This is a genomic window from Flavihumibacter solisilvae, from assembly GCF_000814475.1.
In the GTDB taxonomy this organism is placed as follows: Bacteria; Bacteroidota; Bacteroidia; order Chitinophagales; family Chitinophagaceae; genus Flavihumibacter; species Flavihumibacter solisilvae.
Genome location: NZ_JSVC01000007.1, coordinates 100,129 through 124,591, shown reverse-complemented (window position 1 = coordinate 124,591; position 24,463 = coordinate 100,129). Strand labels below are relative to the sequence as shown.

The following is a 24,463-nucleotide window of genomic DNA, read 5'->3' as shown; positions in this document are numbered from 1 at the left end:
CTTTGCTGCCGGGACGAAAATAATTTTACAGCAAACATTTAGACATGGGTGTAATAATCGTGTTGCTGGTATTGAGTCTATCCGTGGCAGCAGCATTTCTAGGAGCCTTTATCTGGAGCGTAAAGGACGGCCAGTATGAGGATGAATTCTCACCACCGGTAAGAATACTCTTCGACGACAAGCCTGCTAAAGAACCTACAACAACCCAAACGCATAAATAAGTTCCCTATGGAGATGGAAAGATTCAGTTATGACAACAGACTGGTAAAATGGTTTGCCTTTGCCACGATGTTCTGGAGTATTGTCGGTATGCTGGCCGGGCTCTGGGCAGCCATTGCACTTTACTACCCGCAGATCAACCTCAATATGGCGCCGACATCATTCGGCCGGATGCGCCCCGTTCATACAAACGCGGTGATTTTCGCATTTGTAGGTAACGGTATTTTCATGGGTGTTTATTATTCGCTGCAAAGACTGTGTAAAGCGCGCATGTATAGCGACCTGCTGGGTAAGATCCATTTCTGGGGCTGGCAGTTAATCATTCTTGCAGGCGCCCTCACGTTGTGGATGGGATATACCACGGGGAAGGAATATGCAGAACTCGAATGGCCGTTGGATATTGCGATAACGCTCATCTGGGTGGTATTTGGAGTGAATATGTTCATGACCATTCTCAAACGGCGCGAAAGTCACCTGTATGTTGCCATTTGGTTTTATCTCGCTACCTGGGTTACAGTTGCGATGCTGCATATCGTAAACAGTTTTGAAATGCCCTTCAGCTGGATGAAAAGTTACAGCTGGTATGCCGGGGTACAGGACGCACTGGTACAGTGGTGGTATGGCCACAATGCTGTAGCCTTCTTCCTGACAACACCGTACCTGGGACTGATGTATTATTTCCTCCCTAAAGCCGCAAACCGCCCGGTGTATTCATACCGCCTCTCCATCATACACTTCTGGGCGCTGATTTTCATTTATATCTGGGCTGGTCCTCACCACCTGTTGTATACTGCCCTGCCTGACTGGGCACAATCATTAGGCGTTGTGTTTTCTGTAATGCTCATTGCACCATCATGGGGTGGCATGCTGAACGGTTTGTTCACATTGAGAGGAGCATGGGACAAAGTGCGCGAAGAACCCGTGCTGAAATTCATGGTAGTGGCTATAACCTGTTATGGTATGGCAACCTTTGAAGGTCCGCTGTTAAGTCTTAAAAATGTAAATGCTATCGCACACTTCAGCGACTGGATTATTGCGCACGTGCACGTGGGAGCACTGGGGTGGAACGGCTTCCTGACATTTGGTGTGCTCTACTGGATCATCCCGAAAATGTATAATACACCACTTTATTCAAAGAAGCTGGCCGGAACGCATTTCTGGATTGGCACGATCGGCATTATTCTATATGCAATTCCATTATACTGGGCCGGCTTTACACAAAGCATGATGTGGAAACAATTCACTGCAGAGGGACAGTTGCAGTTCCAGTTCCTGGAAACCGTTACCCATATCATTCCAATGTATGTGACCAGAAGCATTGGTGGAGCATTATACCTCGCCGGTGCGGTTGTAATGGTGTATAACTTATATAAGACCATGAAAGCAGGCAGCTTTATGGCAGATGAAGCGACACAGGCTGCACCTATTCCGAAAGTCATTCCTACTCACGGCAAGGAACACTGGCACAGGTGGATTGAAAAGCGCCCAACCCAGCTGCTGATCCTGAGTTTCGTAGCAGTGGCAATTGGTGGTGTTTTGGAATTTGTACCTGCCTTCCTGGTAAAATCAAATGTACCCACAATCAGCAGTGTGAAACCCTATACGCCGCTCGAACTCCATGGCAGAGACATCTATGTGCGGGAAGGTTGCTACACCTGCCACTCTCAGATGGTCCGGCCTTTCCGTGATGAAGTCGCACGATATGGTGAATATTCCAAAGCCGGCGAATTCATTTACGATCACCCGTTCCAATGGGGAAGCAAGCGTACCGGTCCGGATCTCGCACGTGAAGGTGGCAAATATCCCGACAGCTGGCACTATAATCACATGCTCGATCCGCAGAGTATGAGTCCGGGTTCCATCATGCCCTCCTATCCCTGGTTATTTGAAGACGAGATCGACACCTGCGTAACTCCTGCCAAGATCACAGCCATGCAGAGACTGGGTGTTCCATATGAAAAGGGCTATGCAGATAAAGCAAATAAAGACCTGGCCCTGCAAGCCAACGGAATCAGGATAAACCTGAAGATGGACAAAATCGAGACACCAGTAAACAAAGAGATCGTTGCTTTGATAGCTTACCTGCAGCGGCTTGGAAAAGACATCAAAAATTCGCAGACGGCAGAAAAAAGTGAGAACAAATAATTCTGAATCAAATGAAATTTATCAACTATCTCGAATCGATATCCGGCATCAGCATCTATGCGCTGACGTCGCTCGTAATATTTGTGCTGTTTTTCACACTGGCACTGGCATGGAGTGTACTGGCCGACAAAAAAATGATCGAAGAGATCAGCCAGATCCCACTTGATGAGAACAACTACCCTAACCAATAATTGTGGCTACATGAAACTTTCAAAGGTCTTTGTGACATTTCTTATCCTGATGTTTACATCGCTGCAGCTTTGGGCAAAAGGCGCCGCCGGCCCGCCGCCCGAAAGCAGCCTGGAAAATCCACTTGCAATTATCCTGATGGTGATCATCGCAGCGCTGGCCCTTATTATCATCCTGCTTTCGTGGGTGGTTAGTGGCGCCGCGGATGTTTTCATCAACAAATGGCGTGGAGAGAAGTCATTGTCTACACGGATCATTCCGGTACTGCTTGTATTGACAGCTATCAGCTCACCTGCTATGGCACAGGAAACCGCCAATGCTTCGCCAGTAACAGAAGTAGCGAGCGCCGCTACCAATTATGGCGGATTAGAAAAAATGGTTTTCTTTTCGCTTGTTGGTGTGATTGCAGTAGAGCTGGTCACTATATTCTACTTCATATACAACCTTCGACTGCTTATCCAGAAAGAAAAAGTTTCGACAGCAGCTGATGCTTCCCCTGAAACCACTAAGATACCCAGGGTAAGCCTGTGGTCGAAACTGAATAACTTTAAACCTGCTGAACAGGAAGCCGACATTACTCTTCACCATGAGTATGACGGTATCCGGGAACTTGATAACAGGCTTCCGCCCTGGTGGCTGTATGGATTTTATTTATGCATTGTATTTGCAGCTATCTACCTCTGGCGTTACCATGTATCGCACAGCGCCCCTTCTTCTAAAGAAGAATATGAGATCGCAGTTACGAAAGCGGCTGCTGATAAAGAAGCCTATCTCGCGAAAACTGCCAGCAAGGTTGATGAAAACTCAGTGGTAATGTTGGATGCAGGTGGAATTGCAGCGGGTCAGGCAGCTTTCCTGACAAACTGCGCGGCCTGCCATGGGAGACAGGGAGAAGGTGGCGTGGGACCGAACCTCACGGATGAATACTGGCTGCACGGAGGAAAGATCAATGATGTTTTCAAAACGATCAAATATGGCGTTCCGGAAAAAGGAATGCGGGCATGGAATGAAGATATGAGCCCGGTACAGCTTGCGCAATTATCCAGCTATATCAAGTCGCTCGCAGGTACGAAACCACCCAATGCCAAGGAGCAGCAGGGTGAATTATATAAAGAACCCGATCCACAATAAATGATACCAGAAGTTACCAGCGAAAACAATTTCCGTGACCGCATTGCCACAATGGATGCATCAGGTAAGCGCAAATGGATCTTTGCCCAGAAACCCAGGGGAAGGTTTACCAATATGCGCAAGTATGTGAGCTGGTTCTTCTTTGTACTATTCATCGCTGTTCCTTTTATTCACGTTGATGGCAGGCCTTTATTCCTGTTCAATATTCCGGAAGCCAAATTCATAGTGTTTGGTAAAGTGTTCTGGCCGCAGGACTTTTTCATCTTCGGGCTTGCCATGGTCTCATTCGTCATCTTTGTCGTTTTGTTCACAGCAGCATTCGGCAGGTTGTTCTGCGGATGGGTTTGTCCGCAAACCATTTTCATGGAAATGGTTTTCCGGAAAATTGAATACGCTATTGAAGGTGATGCCAGCAGCCAGAAGCTGTTGGCCAAGGCGCCGTGGACCATGAATAAAATCTTCAAAAAATCACTGAAGCATGTAGTGTTCTTTTTTCTTTCCTTCCTGATTGCAAATATTTTCCTTAGTTACATAATCGGCATCAAAGCACTCGGAACGATCATTACGGAACCTGTAACCCAACACCTGCCGGGATTTGGTGCCCTTATTTTATTTTCCGGCGTTTTCTATAGTGTGTACGCATTCTTTCGCGAGCAGGCATGCACTGTGGTGTGTCCCTATGGGAGGCTGCAGGGAGTATTGCTTGATCGAAATTCCATGATCGTTGCATATGACTACAAGAGAGGTGAGCCCCGTGGAAAGGTAAAAGACAAGGAAGCAATGCAGCTGGGCGATTGTATCGATTGCCTGGCATGCGTAAAGGTTTGTCCAACAGGTATAGATATCCGCAACGGAACCCAGATGGAATGTGTCAACTGTACTGCATGCATCGATGCCTGCGACAGCATAATGGACAAGATCGGACGCCCGCACGGACTGGTTACCTATGCCTCTGAAAACGGCATAGAACACCGCGAGCCTCTTAAGTACACGACGCGCATGAAACTGTACACTGCCCTGCTGGCGGTGTTGCTGGTGATTTTGAGTACGTTGCTCATTACGAGAAAGGATGTGGATGCAACCGTTATCCGTACACCAGGAATGTTGTTCCAGGAACGCGGCACCGACAGTATCAGTAACCTATACAATATCCGGATCACTAATAAGACCATGAAGGATATTCCACTTACAGTGAGGCTGGAAAGAGGTGATGGAAAAATTGAGATGGTTGGAAAAGCAGTGGTGAATGTAAAGAAAGAAGGGCAAGGTGCAGGTTCATTCTTCATTGTAATGCCGCGGAAGGCGCTGGCGGAAAGAAAATCAGTCTTCTATCTTGACCTTATGCAGGGGAATAAAAAGATTGACCGGATCAAAACAACATTTCTCGGACCCATAATTTTCACACAATGAAACTGAATTTTGGTCATAAACTGCTGATCACATTCCTGGTGTTCGGTGGTATCATGTTCAGCCTGGTGTATGGCAGTATGAGTACAACATTTGAGCTCGTATCAAAAGATTATTATAAAGATGAACTTGCATTTCAGCAGGTAATAGATGCACGGGCCAATGCAAAAACTTTGGAAATAACCCCCGGAGTTACGCTGAAGGGCGACTCAGTAATTGTTCATTTTCCAGCTTCACTTGCGGGAAACATTGAAGAGGGTAAGGTATCTTTTTATTGTCCTTCAGAAGCGGCCAAGGACAAAACTTTTCACCTCGAAATTGACGCGTCAGGGAACCAGGCGTTTCTCGCAGGGAAAGACATTGCTGCCGGCCGATATACGATAAAACTCAGCTGGAAATCCAACGGAAAGAATTTTCTCCACGAGTCCTCTTTACTGGTGCCATGAGCTGGCCACTTTTTATAGCGGCACTTAGTCTTGGCGGCGTCAGCAGCCTGCATTGTATCGGTATGTGCGGTCCACTGGCAATGGCAATACCTGGACAGTATTCTGCAGGGTCATATCGCAAAATTGCTGTATTGATGTACCACTCGGGCAGAATTATCACCTATATGGTCATTGGTGCCATCTTTGGTTTTTTTGGCAGGCAATTTTATCTCGCTGGGATGCAACAGGGGTTTTCAATAACACTGGGTGTATTGATGGTTGGCTATTTCTTCTATAGACTGTTCTTTTATAAACGACCCAATACCGCATTTGCACTAAGAACGTCAGGGAAGATACAATTGGCAATGTCGTACGTCCTGAAACATCAGTCACTGGTATCGCCGCTTATACTTGGAATGCTTAACGGGTTACTGCCCTGTGGAATGGTTTACATTGCTGTAGCCGGAGCATTAAGTACTGCAAATATTGCTGACAGTATTCTCTTCATGGGATTTTTTGGCGCCGGAACTTTACCGGCAATGCTTTTATTAAGCATATTCGGATCTCTGGCGGGAATAGGCATGCGTAATGCATTCAAAAAAATAAGCCCCTATATTACGCTGGCGATGGGAGTTCTACTTATTCTTCGCGGTCTCAACCTGGGAATACCGTTTGTGAGCCCTGTACTTGAAAGTGCCAGGGAAGCTGGTATAATCTGTCACTGACAGGGTAGAGAAACGGTAACTGAAGTCCCTTTGTCCAATTCACTTTCAAAAGTGATGTTGCCACCAAGCAGGTTAATATACCTGTTTACAATATGAAGTCCAAGGCCTGTCCCCTGGATATTGAAAGCATTCTTTGCCCTGAAAAAACTATCGAACAGGAACTGCTGCTCATCAGCCGCAATGCCTATTCCTTCATCTCTTACCCGGATAGATACTTCACCATCAAGGGTAGACACATCCACATGTACGGACTTGCCTTCACCGGAAAACTTAAAGGCATTGCTCAGCAGGTTATGAAAGATGTGTTTAACCATTCGTTTGTCCGTAACGCAGTGAGGATCTGCATTGATACGGGTTTCGAGCTTCTGGCCTTCCTTTATAGATGGACGGAGTTCTTCTTCCACTTCATCCATCAGTTCAGCAAGGTTAACTTTACTTAGATTGATCTCCACTTTCCCCTCCTCAAGTTTACCCAGTGACAGGAAATCTTCCAGCAGGTCATTGAGGTGTTTAACAGCGTTTTTTATCCGTGTAACATGTTTCTGGCGTTGCTGTTGTTCCTCGGATTGCTGGTAACGACTGATGAGAGTCGCTGACGACAGAATAGTGCTCAGCGGCGTCCTGAACTCATGAGAAGCCATTGAAACAAACCGCGATTTTATTTCATTCAGCTCCTTTTCCTTGTTGAGAGCCTCTTCGAGTTCTGTCTGTGATCTCTCGAGTTCAGTAAGCGCATCCTTAAGAATCAGCGTCCTTTCTTCAACTTTGGATTCCAGTTCCGAGTTCAACTTGCGGATATCGTTCGTTACTGCTTCAAGTTGTTCTTTTTGCTGGAGAAGCTTACGCTCCGATTCCTTTCGCTGCGTAATATCGATAATGAAAGAAATGACATATTGATCCCTTTTGTCACGGAACGTACTCAGGCTCACTTCGACAGCGAATTCTGAGCCATCCTTCTTGCGGGCATATAGGTCACGACCGTGTCCCATCTTACGGTTGCCCGGATTCTGATAAAAGTCATTCCGGTAGTCAGTATGCCTTTCTTTAAAACGTTGCGGAATGAGTAATTCAATCTTCTGCCCCAGCAATTCGGATTTTTCATAGCCGAATAACCTTTCTGCCTCCGGGTTTACAAGTATGATTTCTCCACGGCCATTAGTCAATACAATTCCTTCGGTGGCAAATTCAAAAAGCGCATTAACCTGGCGTTCTTCTTTTTCCAGGCTGCCATACAATCTCTTCAGGTAAATCACCAGCATCATGGTCATAATGATCACAACTGCGGAAAACAGGTGTTGCATCAATACCTGGCTGAATGAAAGGTTGCTGTTTGGATACCAGAATGATATAATGGTAAAAAACAGTCCTGCCAGCCCGAATATCCGCGTATACTGGTCGTCACGCAGAAAGATGGTCAGCAGGATTGCGATGATGTACCCGCCGTCGAAAAAACTATAATCCGGCTGCTGGTATTGCATAAATGCAGTAGCCACGATAACAGCGCAGCTGAACAGGATGAGCGGTAATGGTCTTTCTTTAAACACTTTGCAAAGTAAAAAGTAAAAATTAGAAATTTATGGCAATCGCAGTCCCAATCTTTTGACTTTTAAATTTTTAGTTTCAACTGCGCGTACTGAAGTAATATGATCGTTTTAGCGTCTTTAATTTCACCGGTGTCAATCATGTTCAAAGCTTCCTGAAGGGGCAGTTCAAGTACCTCGATCTCTTCATGATCGTGTTCAACACCACCGCCCTCGCCCGCCTTCATCTCCTTCTCATAGGCGGCCACAAAAAAATGCAGGGTTTCGGTTACTGAACCTGGAGACATATACGCTTCGAAGACCTTCTTTACTTCCTTTATAACATAACCAGTCTCCTCTTCGGTTTCACGACGGATACAATCTTCCGGATGGTCTTCATCGAGCAGACCTGCACATGCTTCAATCAGCATACCGGAACTATTCCCATTTATATAAGTCGGCATCCTGAATTGCCTGGTGAGAATAACTGTTCCCTGTCTATTGTTATATAATAATATCACCGCCCCATTCCCCCTGTCATACGCTTCCCTGCTTTGCTTAATCCATTCTCCCTTCTTATTCAGGTATTCAAAACTGACTTTTTTAAGAGTGTACCAGTTATCGGAAAGCACCTCTGTCTGCATGTTCCTGATCCGGTCGTTCATAATGCTGTGTTGTTTTTTCTACAGTTAATTTTTAAAGTTGTCAATGCCTAAGTGGTTACCCTAAAGGCCTCCTAAATGGAATATTTATGGGGATTTTACGAGGCTTGACTTGGTAAATATACCAGTGTGGGACTGGATTTCGCGCGTTTCGGGTACTAATACTCGACTTTAGCAATCCATTCATCGAAATTTTCCCATAGGTGCTTGTATTTTCCGAATGCGTATACAATCTTTGTATCGTTGATCTGTTTTAAAAATATCAAAATCCTTGAAAATCCGTCGTTGATCTTGTTACAATACCTATGAGGAATAAATTAATTCCTTACCCACATTGTAGTTTTTTATGAAAACGTCGTACCCCGCTTCTTCAATCAACAAATTGAGGAGCACCTTTAAAAACCTTATCATCGCAGCTGGCCTGCTCTCCTGCAGCATGGCATCAGCGCAAAACATCAGCTTCACCAACTACAGTCTTATTGGTGGTGCTGCCGGCCAGAAAGGCGCCATGTATCGTTTCACTTCAGTAACCCAGGATCTTGCCGGTAAACCCGTAGCGGATTGTATCGTTAAGATCGAGTCAATGTCACCTGGTGTTAGTCTTAAGAAAATCAATCATAATTCAGCAGGTAATCTTTCCAGCTTTCAACCAGAGGTTGAATATATGGACATGAACGGTCCTTCATGGATTGAATTCAGCTTCACTTTTGTTCCCCATAACAACAGCAAAACCGGTGATATGAGTTTCTACCAGATGCCAGAGGTTACTACTTCTGTTTCCGGCTTGAATAACTACGGTGATGCACAGGAATTTGCTGAATGTAATCTTGGTCCGGATAGCAAGGTTGTTTATGACAACGAGATTACTAACCTTATGATCTCTGCAACCGGCAACGGCTTTCGTGCGGAAAACAAATGGGGACAGCAATCAGGTGCTAAGAACCAGTTGAAGAATGAAGAGAAGCTGAGCATTATTAACAAGAACGTTTCTACTGTACGTATTAAAATCGGAATTAACCGTAATAACAATAACTGGGCAGGTTCAAGCACATACAAGATCGAACTGAAGGATGTGACGCCTGATATGACTAAAATGTATATGCCGGACGTAGTAGGCTTCCAGGTAAGAATGCAACAGGACCAGGTTCAACTGGCCTGGTCAAGCCCTAACCAGGATAACCTCCAGGACATTATTGTAGAGAAGAGTGTTGATGGCGAGATCTTCCGTGAAGCAGGTCGTTTCAGGAAGACAGACATGAACAGGAATGGTCTTTACCAGTTCACCGACGAAACAAAATCAGCTTCTACGATGGGTGCCTTCTTCTACCGCCTCCGTACGAGAGATATGCAGGGCAACATCAATTACTCTTCAGTTAAGATGATTGCAGTGAAAAAGAAGGATGATTTTGTGAAGACAGATGTTAGCATGGATGCTGAGACAGGGGCTACTGTACTGCTGACGCCGATCTCCTGGCAGCAGAAAGAGATCTTTGCGGAAGTTTTCAATGCCGATGGCTTATTGATGAAGAAGATTTCAGAAAGAAAGGCTGGTCCGCAGATGCTCCTCGATCTTAAAGGCCTTGCGGCAGGTGCTTACGTGGTACGGTTCTCTTGCGGAAAGCAGTATTCAACTCAGTACATAATTCATTCTGCAAGCTTGTAAAAAGCCTTTTCAAACAGCACGATTCATCAGTTACATACAGGTCAGGGCATTCTCCAGGTGGTTTCAGAGAATGCCCTTTTTTATTTTCATACTCGACTGCCGCACGATGAGTTTCGGTTCGAGAATAAGTTTCCGCGGACCATCTTTATAATAAGCATTTGTCTTCATGGCTTCGAAAAAAATCCGGGCAGCAGATTCTCCCATTACTGTAGTTTGCTGGTTAACCGTAGAAAGGGAAGGCGTGATAAATTCCCCGAACGTTTCATTTGCAAATCCCACGATCGCTATATCCTCCGGGATCCGGATATTCGCAGCCTTCATGGCCTGGATGGCGCCTACAGCTGTAAAATCTTCAACCGCAAAAACAGCATCGGGCCTCGATGATATGGAAAGCAAATGCTGCATGCAATCGCGACCGGAGTCAATACTTACTTTTCCGTAAAGTATAAGGTCATCATCCACGCCGATGCCATGTACATTCAAGGCATCAACATAGCCTTTTAGCCGCTGGTTAAAAATACCAACGTGCTGCTGGCCGCCAATATGTGCAATGCGTTTGCACCCCTGCATAATGAGATGCCGGGTCGCTTCAAATGCACCTGCATAATCATCCACCAGCACTGAGCTGACGCCCAGCTGGTCATTTCCCCGATCGAACAATACAAGCGGTACCCCACGGTTAATTATTTCACGATAGTGATCAAGATTGATCGTCTCCTTCGAAATGGAAGCAAGGACGCCATCCACCCTCGACTGAAGGAATGTCTTGACCCCCTTCTTCTCAAATTCAATATGTTCGTTTGACTGGTAGATCAGTACGCTGTAATTATTCTCGTTGGCAACCTTTTCGATGCCATGAACTACCGAGCCAAAGAAATTGATCTCTGCACTGGGAATGATCACCCCGATGATCTTCGACCGTCCCAGCCGGAGCGAAGACGCGATCTTGTTCGGCTGATAGTTGAGCTTCCGTGCCGTTTCCTTCACGGCCCGTTTCGTGGAATCCCTGATTCCGGGGTGATCATTCAGTGCACGGGAAACTGTTGCGGCTGTAATATTCAGTTCCCGCGCAATATCAGAGATGGTGATCTTTTCGATCTCGTTCCTCATTTGTTTTCCAGCATTTTGATGAAATATCCGCCTACTACACTACGCGCCTGGAACCCAACCATTTTACCGGTTGTTGTTTCATGCCAGTCGCTAAGTGGAACCCGCGAAGAGCTTTCGTTTGCATAGCGGAACACCGGTTGAATAATGGCGTTGAATTTTTTCTGGTCATCCGTCAGTACAGCCGTCCACATGATCCAGTCAGATTTCGTATATGTTTTACGACTATCGAGCGGTAATCCATATTGATTCTGTTTTGTAAGATAGTAGTTCACTTCTTTTTCATATACCTGTTTAGGAAAAAGATCAAGACCCAGTAATTTGTCCCACACTAGATTATACTTCTGGCTCCAGGTTCCCTTTCCATCGAATGTCAGCGAATAGTGGTCTCCATCCTCTGCCATTTGCATCCATTTACCCGCCATCTCCTTTGCCATGCTAAAATACTTTTCAGCTATCTCCTTCTTGCCAAGTCTATCTGCCAGTTGTGCATAGGAACCGATAGCAGCAATTGCCTTAACCGATAGGTTAGCATTCCGGGCAAGGTGGCCTGCAAAGTCATCAGTGCATAGCTGGTTAGCAGGATCGAACCCATCTTTCGCCAGGTATTCCACCCAGGTGCTCAGGGTTGACCAGTGCTTGCGGGCATAATCCGCGTTACCTTCCTGCCTGGCAATGGCCGCGGTTAGAATGATCATGTTACCGGACTCTTCCACAGGCATATCCTCACCATAGGTCTGTCCGTTTGCGAGTGGATATGTCCCCAGGTCATGCGCAGCATAAGGTTTGGCCCACTTACCGCTTTCACTATAATAGAATATCCCGTTAAGCATTCCCTTCAGCAGATCAGGGTTGTATAAAAGGTACAGTGGAGCAGAAGGATAGGTAATGTCAACGGTGTTGATTGATCCGTTACTATAATTTTCCTTACTCAGGAACAGGATCTCGCCTTGTGGACTTTTCACAAGCTTATGAGCAGCTATACTCTGACGATACACCAGTTCGCAGAGATGAGCATATTGATCACCTCCGGCTTTGGAAGCGTCGGCAAAAAGCTTATCATCAAAAGCGTTACACTTCTGGACAATTGCCTTATAATCATTTGATGCTTTCGCCAATTGTCCCTCGAAAGTTTGCTTACCATCGTTGTTCCACCATGGCCGAAGATTGGTTGAGAAATATTGAACGGAGTAGATGTCATCATAACCCAGCATCAGCACCTGCTCTTTTCCTGATGCCGTAACATTTCCAAGATCAAAAATACTGTTAAGCACCAATTGCTTGCCCTCTTTTACAGACGATGCAGAAGCCGTGAATATTTTTCCTGGCACAATTGCTTCAGAAACGAACTGTTTCACATGGTTATCGCTTTTGGCAGCGACATACACATATCCCCAGTCAATCCTAAGATCATCACCTTTCTTTTTCATCACAGGCTGTTCAACAGTTCCTGCCTTTAAAATGGACAGGCCGCCGGACTTGTATTGGCTGGCAGAAACTTTCTGACTGGACGCATTGACAGCAATGTTGCTTGATGCACCCAGGTATAACTGAACTTTATGCGAACGATTATCAGCTGACCTGACCTTCATTGTAATATAACTTACAGGTCTTGACACCAGGTCAAGATCATCCATGAGCAGGGGCGAACAAAAGTCAAGCTCCAGTTCTGCCGGTCCGCAAGAAAACGTATATTTTGTCTGGGTCGCCTTTACGGTTACTGCTGTTTGCCTTGCGGTTTCAATTGACGCATCTGATTTATCTACTTTCTCTTCAAGAATACCTGCATCAAGCCATGCGCCACCAGCAGTATTCGCAACATGGATAGCAAGAATATTTTCACCTTTTTTTACCTGCGAAGACTTTTCATTCAGGGGGATATAAATGAACTTACCCGTCCAGCCCTTGGTTGAATAAATAATTTCGCCATTCAGGAATACTTCAACATTATCATCGTGTTGCAATTTCAGGTAAAGCGGATGGTTTATTTTATCAGACACATTAAAAGTCCTTCTTACCCAAATATCCTTGCTGCGCCACTCTGTGCCCACCAGGCTCTTGTTGTCGCCAAATGGTGCGCTACCTTTTTTCCAGTTCGCCGTATTGAAATCCGGCTTCATCCACTCACTGCCCGGTGCAGTTTCGGTATACACCGCTTCGTATGCTACATCATCCGAAGCAGGTGCGAGAGCCTTATATTGTTTTTCCGCATTACCGAGGAAGCGATAAACCTTATCATCCACTTTTACGTAACCAGTCAATGAATGTGCGGTACCGGTCCAATGCGTAGTTGCCGACGAAGTCAATTCATCGGTATTGGACCAGATACTGAAATAAGGATCATGTGTAATTAAGGGATACGCGGGCGCCCGCAGTTCCTGCGCAACTGCAGACAGTTGGAACGCAGAAGCCATCAATAGCGAAAATATTGATCTCATAAATTTTCTTTTAAGTTTATTCTGAGGGAATAGCAATTTCAACACCTTCTTTGACGGGTTTACCAAAATTCGGAGTGCCGTCATTGTTCCAGTTGAAAGGTTGTGCGCGGGGCGAACGTTTTCTTCCACAACCTTCAGCCGGGTTCGAATTGGCATGGTAAAGGATCCAATCCTGCTTACCATCGGGTGATTTAAAGAATGAATTATGTCCTGTCGCAAATACTTTGTTTTCCTTTGACCCGCTAAACACAGGCTGCGGATGTTTTTTCCATGCTGACGGATCGAGAAGATTTTTACCTCCGGCGAACCGCAAAAGGCCCAGCGCGTAAAAATCAGTCCAGCAACCACTTGCAGAAAAGATTATGAATAGATCCTTGCCGTGTTGCAATATCTGGGGACCCTCATTTACATTTACATGCGGCGGATCATCCTTGCTGTTCAAATCTCCATGAGTCTCCCAATCGAAAGTGGGTACGCTGATCCGAACCCGTTTGCCTTCGATGGTCCATGGGTTTTTCATCCTGGCGATATAAATATCCTGCTGGCCATTTACGTCAGCTTCCCAGCCTGACCAGATCATGTAAAGCTGGTTGTTGTATTCGAACACATCGCCATCGATTGCCCATTTGTCTGAAGGATCTGCAACTTTTCCCTTAAAGATCCATTCACCGCTCATTGGGTCAGGAGAAGCGTTCTCCAGTACATACATCCGGTGATTCTGGTTCCGGCCATTGTCAGCAGCAAAATAGGCATACCATTTTCCTTGCAGGAAATGGATTTCAGGCGCCCACAGCTCTTTTGAATAGTAAGTGTCCGGAGGTGGCGTATATATTGTTTTCTGTTCGGCTGTTTTCAAATCCGCAAGATTCTTCGTTTTCCACAACACAATCCTGTTCCCCATAGTATGGGTGTAATAATAGTACCCATCCTTATAAAAGCTGAACGGATCAGCACCAGCTGGCAACAGTGGATTGGTGAATGTTTTTGAATGCTGCGCTTCAGCTGTACCTGCCAGTAAGAGGCATACGATTATCGGTAAGAACCATCTTCTCATATGTTCCTTTTAACTTCCTTATTCTTTTTTAGCCGATTATTCAACTACCGGGAATGCTGAAATTCTCAGGCGAGCGCCTCCCATGGGTACCAGTGTAAGGGTCGTTTCAGGCGCTTCCGTGGTAACCGGACTCTTCGGCAGTTCGGCGCACAAACCATACTGGTCAATCTTCCACGACGGAATAACTTTTCCTTTAACAGAAATTTCGATGGGTGCTGCGCTATTTACAAAGGGGTTATCATCTTTTGGCCATTCTTTTCTTTTGATCGTAAATGAGTGAATGGCGTCATACTTTTCAAGAAATAATCCATAATTCCATGGAGATGCGGCATAAATCTCATAGGATGGCCACTTTTCTGCATTTGCATTTGCCTGCCATTTCGAGTCGCCAATAGCAGTTTCCCTGCTATCCTTCTGCACATACTGCTCGTCTATTTTTAAAGAAAAGGTCAACGGGCCATAGTTAACACTTACACTGTTTTTATTCTTCACCCATTGCCTGACCTTTATCTTCATTGGAAGGTCGAGTCTCAGTTTGTCGCCATTCTTCCAACTACCGTTAAGTGCGATATATTTTCCTTCCGATTTTGACAAAGGGATCTTCCTTCCATTCAGTGAAACAGAAGGCTGATCGCACCATTCCGGAATGCGGAGGTAAAGGGGAAACTGCACCTGCGAAGAAGTAACAATTTTCATTTCTATGCTTTCTTCAAACGGGTAATTGGTTTCTGTTATCACCTGAACTGTTTCTCCATTGCCAACTGTTGCTTTCAGTTTTCCCTTTGTATACAACTGGAATGCGAGTCCGTTGTCTGGTGTGGCCATCCATGCATTTCCTGCATAATATGCCCAGCCTGCCGAATGGTTATGCTGGCAGCAACGACTACTGAATGGATTCATCATAAGGAATGGACCTTCATTCTGGATACCAGGAGCATGATTCTTTGCATCACTTACCACCATATTGGGTGCAGTCAGGTAACGAAGAGACCGATAGTCAGGCATAAATGCGGCAGGGAATGTATTGAAAGCAACATCTTCACAGTTGTCGGCCCACCCGGCATCGCCTGTGAACCTTATAAGGAACTGGTCAGAAGTCATCTGCTCTACCATACCGCATGTTTCCACAGCCTGCCGCGGGTCGTCATGCCCTTTTCTCGAGTTTTCATCACCTCCCCACATGCCTCCCGGTACCTGGCCATAGATTTCCCTTATCAGGCGGTGATTGTTATAAGTGGCTTCAAGGTCAGCCTTTTTATGGCTTTGCAGGTAATAGGTGGCGGGCTCGCGGAAGCACTGCGCAATGTTCACGTTATGCCAGTTGGGAAGAGTGTTCTGTTGCCGCCAGTTGGCCGTGTTCCTGTCGATCTTTGTGGCCAGGTCAAGAAGGAAATTTTCGCCTGTCCGGCTATACAACCAATATACACTGAGCATGTTGTCTCCTCCCCTGCTGTTCTCCCAGTAATCTTCGAGGAACTGGTCATCGGGGACACCCAACTGCCATTTGAAATAGCGTGACATAAAAGACAATACTTTCTTGTCGCCGCTGAATTCGTAATATGACTGCAGGCACCAGAGCATAGGCATGTTCGTCCATAGATCGCGCTTGCCATTTCGCAGTACTTTAGGGCCGAAATCGCCATCCTGGCGCTGGTTACGGATAACATTGCTGATCCAGAATTTTGCCTCGCCGATCATTTTCTTATCGTTAAGCAGGTAACCGATCTCTGCATACCCTTTTAACCAGTATGGCAATTCTTCCCAGCCCCATTTACCCTGTCCTTCCTTATTCAACCAGGCGTTGTCATTTTTCGAAAGCCAGATACTGATTTCACCGAGGTGCCCGGTCAGCCCTTCGCGCTGAAGTTCAAGTTGCTTCCTCAACCACCCGCCAGGCTCAAAAGTAGTTACCGGAAGCCTCGTGAAATATTCCCTGGAAAGTGGTGCGCGATTACCGGTATAATAACTGTTCGCTTTGTTATTAACTGTTGTTTCTACAATAGTTGCCTCTATCTTCTGACCATGTGCAGAATGAAGGCAGGCAATAATGCCTGCCATCACTAATAATGTCCTTGTTTCCATTCGGATCATTTTAAAGCCACTTTAGCGGAAGGACTGTTGTAAATTCCATCGTGTAAAACTTTAAGATCCGCAACCGGGATTTTGATTTCCTTACGATCGTAGGTCATGAGTCCATTCGTTTCCACTTCGACATCGGTTGTTTGTGTATACACCGCTGCAGACAGTCCTTTTTCGATCAGGCGAGGGAACCGCGAAATAAACTCTTTATAACGGTCATAGAGTTCAGTTCTATTTTTGAAGCTCTGGTACCCCCAGTTTTTCGTTTGTTGCCAGGTATGGTTTTCCAGCGGAAGGCCCAGGCCGCCAAATTCACCAAGAACAAGGACCCTGTCTTTACCGAACAATTGTGGATCCGGCATCAGCGGTTCGGGATAATTGTGGAGGTCGATGATGTGGCCCACGCTTTCGAAGTTGCCCCCACTCGCAGTGTTTACCAGTCGGGAAGGATCCATTTTCATAGTCCACTCTACTATTTCCCTGGTTTTAAATTGTCCCCATGCTTCATTAAACGGCACCCAAACAACTATGCTGGGAAAATTATGCAGGTCCTGCATGATCTCTTTCCATTCTGTGCGGAAGATTTCTTCAGAGGCAGCGTCGCGGTTTTTATCTGTTGCCCTGCCATATATTCCAGGCCTGGACTCCCAACGGTTGCCGAGGTCACCGCTTGGCATATCCTGCCAAACAAGCAGACCAAGTTTGTCGCAATGGTAATACCATCTTGCCGGCTCAACCTTAACATGCTTGCGGATCATATTAAATCCCATGTCACGGGTTTTCTCAATATCAAAAAGCAGCGCTTCGTCGGTAGGCGCAGTGTATAAACCATCAGGCCACCATCCCTGGTCAAGTGGTCCATACTGGAATACAAACTCATTGTTCAACAACATGCGCTGGATTCCATTTTTATCCGGCGCCATCGAAATCTTGCGCATGGCAAAGTAACTCTTCACTTCATCAACAACCTTTCCCTTACGCATAACCGAAAGTTTGAGGTCATACAGGAACGGGTGTTGCGGAGACCATTTCTGTACATCCGGGATAATGAGTGTAGCAGCACCTGAAGCGTCTGTTACCTGTTCTGCGACTTTGCTTGCGCCTTTATATGCAGTCACTACTACCTGGTCACCAGGTTGAAGCTGCTGAATTTCGGCGTTAACCTGGAGCGTTGAATTGTCGAGATCCGGGGTTTGCCTGAATCCATTAACATAGGTTTTGGGTACGGCTTCCACCCAAACCGTCTGCCAGATACCGGTTACTGGTGTGTACCAGATGCCTTCCGGTTTCTTTACCTGCTTGCCGCGTGGTTGCGGACCGTCGTCTGAGGGATCCCAGACACTTACAGTGATGGTCTGTTCACCTTTTTTATTCAGGGCAGAAGATATATCCAGGGAGAACGGATCGTAACCTCCCTGGTGTGAACCTACATTCTTTCCATTCAGGTACACTTCACACTGCCAGTCCACAGCACCAAAATGCAGTAGTACAGTTTTACCGGAAAAACCCTTGGGAAGGGTAAACTTCCTTTCATACCAGAGAAGACTGTCCTTCCCAACTGTTCTACCCACACCGGAGAGTGCTGATTCCACGGCGAATGGAACCAGGATATTGCCTTCATAAGCTGAAGGCGCTGTGGTCACACTCTTCGGCAGGATGCTATACTTCCAGCTGCCATTCAGGTTCATCCAGTTATCCCTGACCATCTGCGGCCGTGGATATTCAGGCAGCGGCTTGGAAGGATCGACTTTTTCCGCCCACGGCGACTGGATCTTATTTCCTGCGATCTTCCATTCATTTTGTGCAAAGGTCATCGTGCCCATCATTAAGGCAAACGAAGCGCAAATAATCTTCTTCATCTTCATCTTCATTATTAGTAGGTAAGTTTTTCAAGAGGACCGTAAAGCCAGTCTTCAACGCCCGCCACTTTCACGCCAACACGCGCAAATACGTAGTTCTGCGTCGGGGTAATCGACGGGATATTTACTGACAGGCTGATCTGGCTTGGATCGGCAATTGCACTGCCATTGATTCCCGCATCGGCAATACGGTTTACCCCGGCAGAAGATACGAATTGTGTTTTATTAATAAAGAGTGCAACGCGTTCAATATCCCGGGCCATCGCCGGATCAGTTACAATTTTTTCAACACCAAAGTTCGCTGTAACTGCATTTCCCGAGGCGCTGTAAGTTGCATTCCTGATCATGTAATATGGAGTTACTTCAATGTCAAGCTGGGTATTGCCTTTCAAATTGATCAACAAGGTATCAGGCGCACCTGATGCTGTTTTCGGCCACAGGAAAGGTCCCTGTCCATTTGGGATGATGAGTTTGTATTGCCCATCGAAAAGCAAAGTGGAATAAGATCCGTCCTGTGCAAATGACGCTCCTATTGGCCCCACTTTACCAAATCCGAATTGGTACAGTTCGTAGGGCACCTGTGAATTCTCAAAACCTAATGACTGGCCCTGGTACACAATACGTCCGGATAGCTTTGACGTAGGTTCATCATAGTTGTCCTTTTTGCAAGAAGTCATCAATGCAATTAAGGTAATCGGTAAAATATAAAGCAGTTTGAATTTCATGATAGTCGTTTTGATTGTGATCACTTACTGGTTTGGCTGTCTTACAATTTTCGGGTTGGCGGCACGAATATTGGCGCCTATCTCCGAATAGTAGTTACCAAGCTGGAACCTGTTTGACCCCGAAACCCTGCTGGGCAGGACTTCTTTAAAGATCCACTTGCCATCGTTCAGGCCACCGGTTACCTGGTAAGGCCAGAGTCCCCAGGGCTGCGTGCTTTTCTTTGTAGCAAGACCTATATTACTTTTCAGGTCTGCAAGTGTGGTGGGGTCGCCAGTCCATACCTGGTGCGCAATCCGCCAGCGTTTGTAGTCGAACAGGATATGACCTTCAAACGCGAGTTCTACCCTGCGCTCGTGAACTATACGGTCGAATGTAACATCACCTGCAGCCAAAGCTGTCGTAAATCCTGCCCTGGAACGAACCAGGTTAAGGTAGTCAGCGGCAAGTGCAGTTTGTCCCAGTTCAAATGCAGCTTCTGCTGCATTGAGCAGCACTTCTGCGAAGCGGTAGCGAATAAACGCCACATCACTTCCGCGACCACGACGACCGGAACCGATTGTCGGATCAAGCCATTTGCGAATGTAGAAACCTGTTTGTGTCCGGAATTCAAGACCATTCACCGGACCATCAAGTCCTGCTGTTCCTCCGGTCACTCCTGCCGGAGTGATAGTACCCGCTTTGATATCGACACGCTTACCCTTAAATACGCCATTAGGAATCAGTACGCTTCCGGCAAGCCTTGCATCCCGACCTGCGAATATGTCTTCCTGGTTGTCGTAGTAGATGGGATTACCTGCACCATCGGTTGTTGGAAGTGGCGCAAATGTACCATCGAGCATTTCGAAAGACTCTACCAGGTTGAGTGAGGGATTAAGCCTTCCTGCGTCACCACCTTCGTCTGAAATCGAATATGGCTGATCGTTAGTAGTGAACCCGTGAACCTTGCCGGCGAATGCCCTGAAATCCTCAATGAAAATCGCCTCCTGGTTTACCGAACTTTTATCAAGAAAAATGGCAGCGAAGTTCTCTGACAGGTTGGGTAACACCTTATACAGGGATACCGGGCCAGCCGTACCATTGATGATCTGTTGTGCAGCGGCAAGTGCCTTGTTGTAATAACCTTCAGCATTTGCAGCAGGAATACCTACCTCGCCACCCGGTAAGGAAACCGATGGAGTTGTTGCCCCGTATTTCGCGATTGACCCGGCATAAAGAGCCGCCCTGGCCTGCATGGCAAGCGCTGCAGCTTTTGTAGCCCTTGACCTGTCATTGAGATCTGCAGGCAATTGGTCTTTAATTGCTTCTGCTTCACTGATCACAAAGTCATATACTTCTGATTCTTTAGCCCTCGGCACCTGCAGGTTGGTAACATCTTCTTTGTAGTCATACTCCATTGGTTCGAGAATAAGTGGTACTCCACCCATTCTCTTCGCCATTTCAAAATAGTAATTGGCACGAAGGAAACGGCCTTCTGCAGTAAAACGTACTTTGTCTATATCCTTCAGTTTTGTGGTTGCTCCCATCCTTTGAAGGAAGAGGTTCAGATCGCGGATGTAAGCATAATCCCATGTGCCCCATTCACCGTATCCCCATCCGGTTCTTTCGACAATGAAGCTGCTCCCGTTCTCGGAAGGGAAACTTTCGCTGAAGTCTGCAAAGCTGCGCCAGCCATTATCAAGTGATGAGAAATCTACCTGCCGGTTATAAAGGTCGCCTAATATACTCAATACGAGCGCGGGATCGGAAAATGCTGTTTCGGTTGGTATGACCTGGATCGGAGGAATATCCAGGAACTCACTGTCTTTTTTACAACCGGACAGTGAAATAACCGCTGATATAATGGATAAAGAAATAATCTTTTTCATTGCTGTTTGATTGTACTTGATGAAATTGTTTAGAAGCTCAGGTTCATTCCGAAATTCAGCACTTTGTTTTGAGGGAACTGAAGACCATTGTCATCAATCACTTCAGGATCCAGGCCAAATTCTTTCATGTTATCAATCGAGAACAGGTTATAAGTATTGATATAGAAGCGTGCGCGCTGGATTTTCACCCTACTCAATAATGAAGCCGGAAGTGAATAACCAAGTTCGATAGTACGTGCACGGAGGTATGTTATGTTGTGCAGCCAGAATGTTGAATTGGTGCCGTAGTTACTGTGACCTGTTCCCATGTTGTAGCGGTTAGCCGGGTACTTCCCTGCAACCCATTCGCTGTTGGGATCATACATGTCTGTGCGATGCCACCTGTCTTCAAAAATAGTATTCAGGTTCCCGTTGTTCTGGAAGGCCCATCTTGTTTCCCAGTTCTGGAACCAGGTATAACCAGACGCTCCGGAGAAGTCGGCGTGGAAATCAATGTTCCTGTATGAGAGACCCAACGTAAAGCCAAAGTTCACATTCGGCTGGCGGCCATAGCCGAAACCGATTGGGCGCTGGTCATAACCATCGATCTTCTGGTCACCATTGATATCCCTGTATTTGAGGTCACCGGGCAATAGTGTGGTATTTCCTTTACCGTCTATATTTACCGGATAGTTATTGATCTCTTCCTGCGACTTGAATTGTCCGTCTGTGATGTAACCCCATTCAATATACCTGAACCGATTTTCTGTTGAGTTGCGGTATTCGTCCCATGAGTTGAAGAAAAGCGGATTGTATGAATCCAGTGTCTTTCCTCTTGAATACGAAATGTTACCGCCCACATTGTACCTGAACTGCCCCACTTTGTCAGTCCAGTTCAATGAAAGTTCCACACCCTCCTGCTGGTCACTGTTTACGTTTTCCGGGGGAAGATTATAGCCAACTTCGATCGGCACGATCACATCGTTTTTCGTACCAAGCAGCCCTTCTCTTTTACGTTTGAAATAATCGACAGTACCTGTCAGCCTGTTACGCAGCATTGCGAAGTCAAGACCGAGGTCAAGTGTGCGGCTCGTCATCCACGTGATCCTGGTGATTGGAATTCCTTTGTCCCTGGATACAGTTACAGCGTTACCGCCGAGGATTGCAGTACCCTGGTTGTAATTGTAACCAGGCAGGTAAGCATAAGGAGCAACAATCGGCTGGTTAGGATCAGTAGCAGAACGATCATCGCCAAGTTCACCATAAGATGCCCTGATCTTCAGGTCATTCAGGACATCGCTCGCGCCGAGAAGATTTCTCATGAAAGCTTCCTCGGTAATGCGCCATCCTGCTGATACCCCGGGGAAATAACCCACACGGTTCTCCGGGGCGAAGAGGTAAGATGCATCACGTCTTGCAGATGCTTCGAAGAAATATTTATTTGCAAAAGCGTAGGTGACACGCCCGATATAACCGGTCCTCGCCTGTTCTTCCTCGCTGTCCTGGTATTGGTCCATTGTCGGGAAATACACAAGCGGTAGATTATTGGAAATAGGTGAAGAGTGAATCCAGTTGCGAATCCGCTTGTTCTTAATCCTTTCTGCAACAAATGTTGCACCTATTGCATGTTCACCAAACGTGCGGCTGTAGTTTACCTGTCCCTGGAAGTTGGTGTTCTCCTGTTTGATCTGCTCTCTTTCGCGCCATGGGTTTGTCGCACCGCCTGTACGCTCATATGTATCGGTATCTTTATGATAGGTATAAGCATCATAAGTGTATTCCTGGTTGTTCAGGAGTTTATCTGCGATATAATAGGAATACACACCTTTCAATGTCAGTCCGTCGATGCCCGGAACCTGGTATTCAAGGTTGAAATTAGTCTGCAGCACCCTCCAGTCTTCTTTATACTTACCTGAGATTTTCTCATTCAGGAACGCATAATTTGATTCAAGGTGCTCACCGAGGTCATTGAGGTATTGCGGATTGTCATTTGCATAAGGACGTTCAACAGGCGTGTTGCGCAGAATAGCAAACCTTGACAGCCAGTAATCGTCAAGTCCCGGCACACCAGGATTCTGCCTTGTTTCAATGCGACCGTTCACCTGCATACCAACTCTCATCCGGTTGTTTACTTTAGCGGTAACGTTCGACTGGATATTCGAACGGTTGAATTTATACTCACGCCCCAGTACTGAGTTCTGGTAGAAGTTGGTGGCGGAAACGTAATAGTTCACTTTATCTGATCCTCCATTAATGTTTACATTGATGGAGTTCTGCAGCGAGTTTTTCTGCATCACATAATCGCGCCAGTCAAACGACCGGTATTCAGGTCCTGCTGCTTCACCCTGCCTGAATTTCTCAAGTTCTTCAGGAGTTATTGGAGTTGACCCGTCACGATTGATCTGCGCTTCAGCTTTATAGCGCATATAATCATAGGAGTTGTTCGTCACCTGGGGAAAGCGGAACCAGTTCTGCCATCCCATATATGCGTCAACATTTACGTTGTTTCTTCCGGTTGTACCTTTTTTGGTAGTCACCACTACAACACCGTTTGCAGCCCGTACACCATAAATAGCCGCAGATGCGTCTTTTAAAATGGTTATGCTCTCAATATCATTTGGCGCGAGGTTATTGAACTGACCCTCATCCTGCTGAATGCCATCGATTACATAAAGCGGAGTACCCATGTTCCTGATCTGGATGTTCGCAGAGGAACCAGGTCGGCCGTCAGGCATTCTGAATGTAACGCCCGGTAGTTTTCCGGCAAGCGCGGAACTAACGGTAGCTCCCGCGTGTACGCGATCGATATCTTTTGCAGTAACCGAGGAAACTGCGCCGGTAATCGATTGTTTGGTTTTGGTGCCATATCCTACCACGATCACCTCGCCCAACCCTTTGTTAGCCAGGTCAAGCGTTATGTCAAGTGTGGATTTTTTTCCCACCCGTACCTCGGTGGCAGTGTAACCTACGGAACTAAATACGAGCACTGATTTTTCGCCTGCCACAGTAATAGCAAAGCGACCGTTGTCATCAGTTTTTGTGGCATTAGATGTGCCTTTTTCTGTAACTGTGACCTGTGGAAGGGCTGCCCCGGCACTATCACGGACAAAGCCCGCAATGTTGGTCTTTTCAGTGGCTTGGGAAAAGGCAGCGCCGCTTAATAATAATAGTAATGAAAGTGTGGGAATGATTTTCTTTTGCCGGAAATAGTGAAGCGCACGAAGCACCTCTCCGGACAGAAAACTCCTGGAGGATTTCATACAGCAATCA

The 24,463-nt window shown here is 46.3% G+C and carries 18 protein-coding genes; 8 read left to right on the top strand and 10 right to left on the bottom strand.

Translation table 11 applies throughout. The features are described from left to right. The first annotated feature begins 44 nt into the window (after window positions 1-44). Genes ccoS through OI18_RS06895 form a run of 7 tightly spaced genes read left to right on the top strand, consistent with a single transcriptional unit; the run spans window position 45 to window position 6,241 of the window. On the top strand, window positions 45-221 hold the full coding sequence (gene ccoS / locus OI18_RS06925; RefSeq protein ID WP_039138374.1) for a cbb3-type cytochrome oxidase assembly protein CcoS: 177 nt from the start codon (window positions 45-47) through the stop codon (window positions 219-221). A gap of 7 nt (window positions 222-228) precedes the next feature. Beyond that, window positions 229-2,364: a cytochrome-c oxidase, cbb3-type subunit I gene (gene ccoN / locus OI18_RS06920; RefSeq protein WP_039138369.1), complete on the top strand. Its 2,136-nt coding sequence runs from the start codon at window positions 229-231 to the stop codon at window positions 2,362-2,364. An 11-nt stretch (window positions 2,365-2,375) separates the two neighbouring features. Further along, window positions 2,376-2,555, top strand: coding sequence for a hypothetical protein (locus OI18_RS06915; protein WP_039138367.1), 180 nt, complete (start codon window positions 2,376-2,378; stop codon window positions 2,553-2,555). 10 nt (window positions 2,556-2,565) lie between these two features. Next, window positions 2,566-3,684 (top strand): cbb3-type cytochrome c oxidase N-terminal domain-containing protein, encoded by a 1,119-nt coding sequence (locus tag OI18_RS06910; protein ID WP_052272950.1) that lies wholly within the window; start codon window positions 2,566-2,568, stop codon window positions 3,682-3,684. Beyond that, the gene (ccoG, locus tag OI18_RS06905) at window positions 3,685-5,094 is read left to right on the top strand and encodes a cytochrome c oxidase accessory protein CcoG (RefSeq protein WP_039138366.1); all 1,410 of its coding nucleotides are present in this window, start codon (window positions 3,685-3,687) and stop codon (window positions 5,092-5,094) included. It abuts the gene before it with no gap. After that, window positions 5,091-5,537 carry a FixH family protein gene (locus tag OI18_RS06900; protein WP_039138364.1) on the top strand — a complete coding sequence of 149 codons (447 nt, stop codon included), beginning with the start codon at window positions 5,091-5,093 and terminating at the stop codon, window positions 5,535-5,537. Before ccoG ends, OI18_RS06900 begins: the two co-directional genes overlap by 4 nt. Next, a complete protein-coding gene (locus OI18_RS06895) occupies window positions 5,534-6,241 on the top strand; it encodes a sulfite exporter TauE/SafE family protein (protein ID WP_039138363.1) in 708 nt (235 codons plus the stop codon). The genes OI18_RS06900 and OI18_RS06895 overlap by 4 nt, the downstream gene beginning before the upstream one ends. On the opposite strand, the gene OI18_RS06890 is transcribed toward OI18_RS06895, so the two are convergent. Both OI18_RS06890 and nudK read right to left on the bottom strand, forming a co-directional pair. After that, the gene (locus OI18_RS06890; protein WP_240312732.1) at window positions 6,235-7,785 is read right to left on the bottom strand and encodes a sensor histidine kinase; all 1,551 of its coding nucleotides are present in this window, start codon (window positions 7,783-7,785) and stop codon (window positions 6,235-6,237) included. The two genes, OI18_RS06895 and OI18_RS06890, sit on opposite strands and share 7 nt — an antisense overlap. Before the next feature lie 62 nt (window positions 7,786-7,847). Beyond that, a complete protein-coding gene (nudK, locus tag OI18_RS06885) occupies window positions 7,848-8,426 on the bottom strand; it encodes a GDP-mannose pyrophosphatase NudK (RefSeq protein ID WP_039138361.1) in 579 nt (192 codons plus the stop codon). Between the two features lie 343 nt (window positions 8,427-8,769). Here nudK and OI18_RS06880 point away from each other — a divergent pair, with 343 nt between their 5' ends. Then, window positions 8,770-10,086: a hypothetical protein gene (locus OI18_RS06880; protein WP_039138359.1), complete on the top strand. Its 1,317-nt coding sequence runs from the start codon at window positions 8,770-8,772 to the stop codon at window positions 10,084-10,086. A 63-nt stretch (window positions 10,087-10,149) separates the two neighbouring features. On the opposite strand, the gene OI18_RS06875 is transcribed toward OI18_RS06880, so the two are convergent. Genes OI18_RS06875 through OI18_RS06840 form a run of 8 tightly spaced genes read right to left on the bottom strand, consistent with a single transcriptional unit; the run spans window position 10,150 to window position 24,453 of the window. After that, window positions 10,150-11,196 carry a LacI family DNA-binding transcriptional regulator gene (locus OI18_RS06875; protein ID WP_039138357.1) on the bottom strand — a complete coding sequence of 349 codons (1,047 nt, stop codon included), beginning with the start codon at window positions 11,194-11,196 and terminating at the stop codon, window positions 10,150-10,152. Further along, window positions 11,193-13,631, bottom strand: coding sequence for a glutaminase family protein (locus tag OI18_RS06870; RefSeq protein ID WP_039138356.1), 2,439 nt, complete (start codon window positions 13,629-13,631; stop codon window positions 11,193-11,195). The genes OI18_RS06875 and OI18_RS06870 overlap by 4 nt, the downstream gene beginning before the upstream one ends. 16 nt (window positions 13,632-13,647) lie before the next feature. Then, the gene (locus tag OI18_RS06865; protein WP_082037876.1) at window positions 13,648-14,685 is read right to left on the bottom strand and encodes a glycoside hydrolase family 43 protein; all 1,038 of its coding nucleotides are present in this window, start codon (window positions 14,683-14,685) and stop codon (window positions 13,648-13,650) included. A gap of 36 nt (window positions 14,686-14,721) precedes the next feature. Next, window positions 14,722-16,767: a beta-L-arabinofuranosidase domain-containing protein gene (locus tag OI18_RS06860; RefSeq protein WP_082037881.1), complete on the bottom strand. Its 2,046-nt coding sequence runs from the start codon at window positions 16,765-16,767 to the stop codon at window positions 14,722-14,724. A 5-nt stretch (window positions 16,768-16,772) separates the two neighbouring features. Then, window positions 16,773-18,623, bottom strand: a complete 1,851-nt coding sequence (locus tag OI18_RS06855) for a glycoside hydrolase family 2 protein (RefSeq protein WP_039138495.1) — start codon at window positions 18,621-18,623, stop codon at window positions 16,773-16,775. 14 nt (window positions 18,624-18,637) lie between these two features. Next, the gene (locus tag OI18_RS06850) at window positions 18,638-19,348 is read right to left on the bottom strand and encodes a DUF3823 domain-containing protein (protein WP_039138493.1); all 711 of its coding nucleotides are present in this window, start codon (window positions 19,346-19,348) and stop codon (window positions 18,638-18,640) included. Window positions 19,349-19,372: 24 nt separating this feature from the next. Beyond that, window positions 19,373-21,214 (bottom strand): RagB/SusD family nutrient uptake outer membrane protein, encoded by a 1,842-nt coding sequence (locus OI18_RS06845; RefSeq protein WP_039138353.1) that lies wholly within the window; start codon window positions 21,212-21,214, stop codon window positions 19,373-19,375. A 29-nt stretch (window positions 21,215-21,243) separates the two neighbouring features. Beyond that, window positions 21,244-24,453 (bottom strand): SusC/RagA family TonB-linked outer membrane protein, encoded by a 3,210-nt coding sequence (locus OI18_RS06840; protein WP_052272949.1) that lies wholly within the window; start codon window positions 24,451-24,453, stop codon window positions 21,244-21,246. Between the last annotated feature and the right edge of the window lie 10 nt (window positions 24,454-24,463).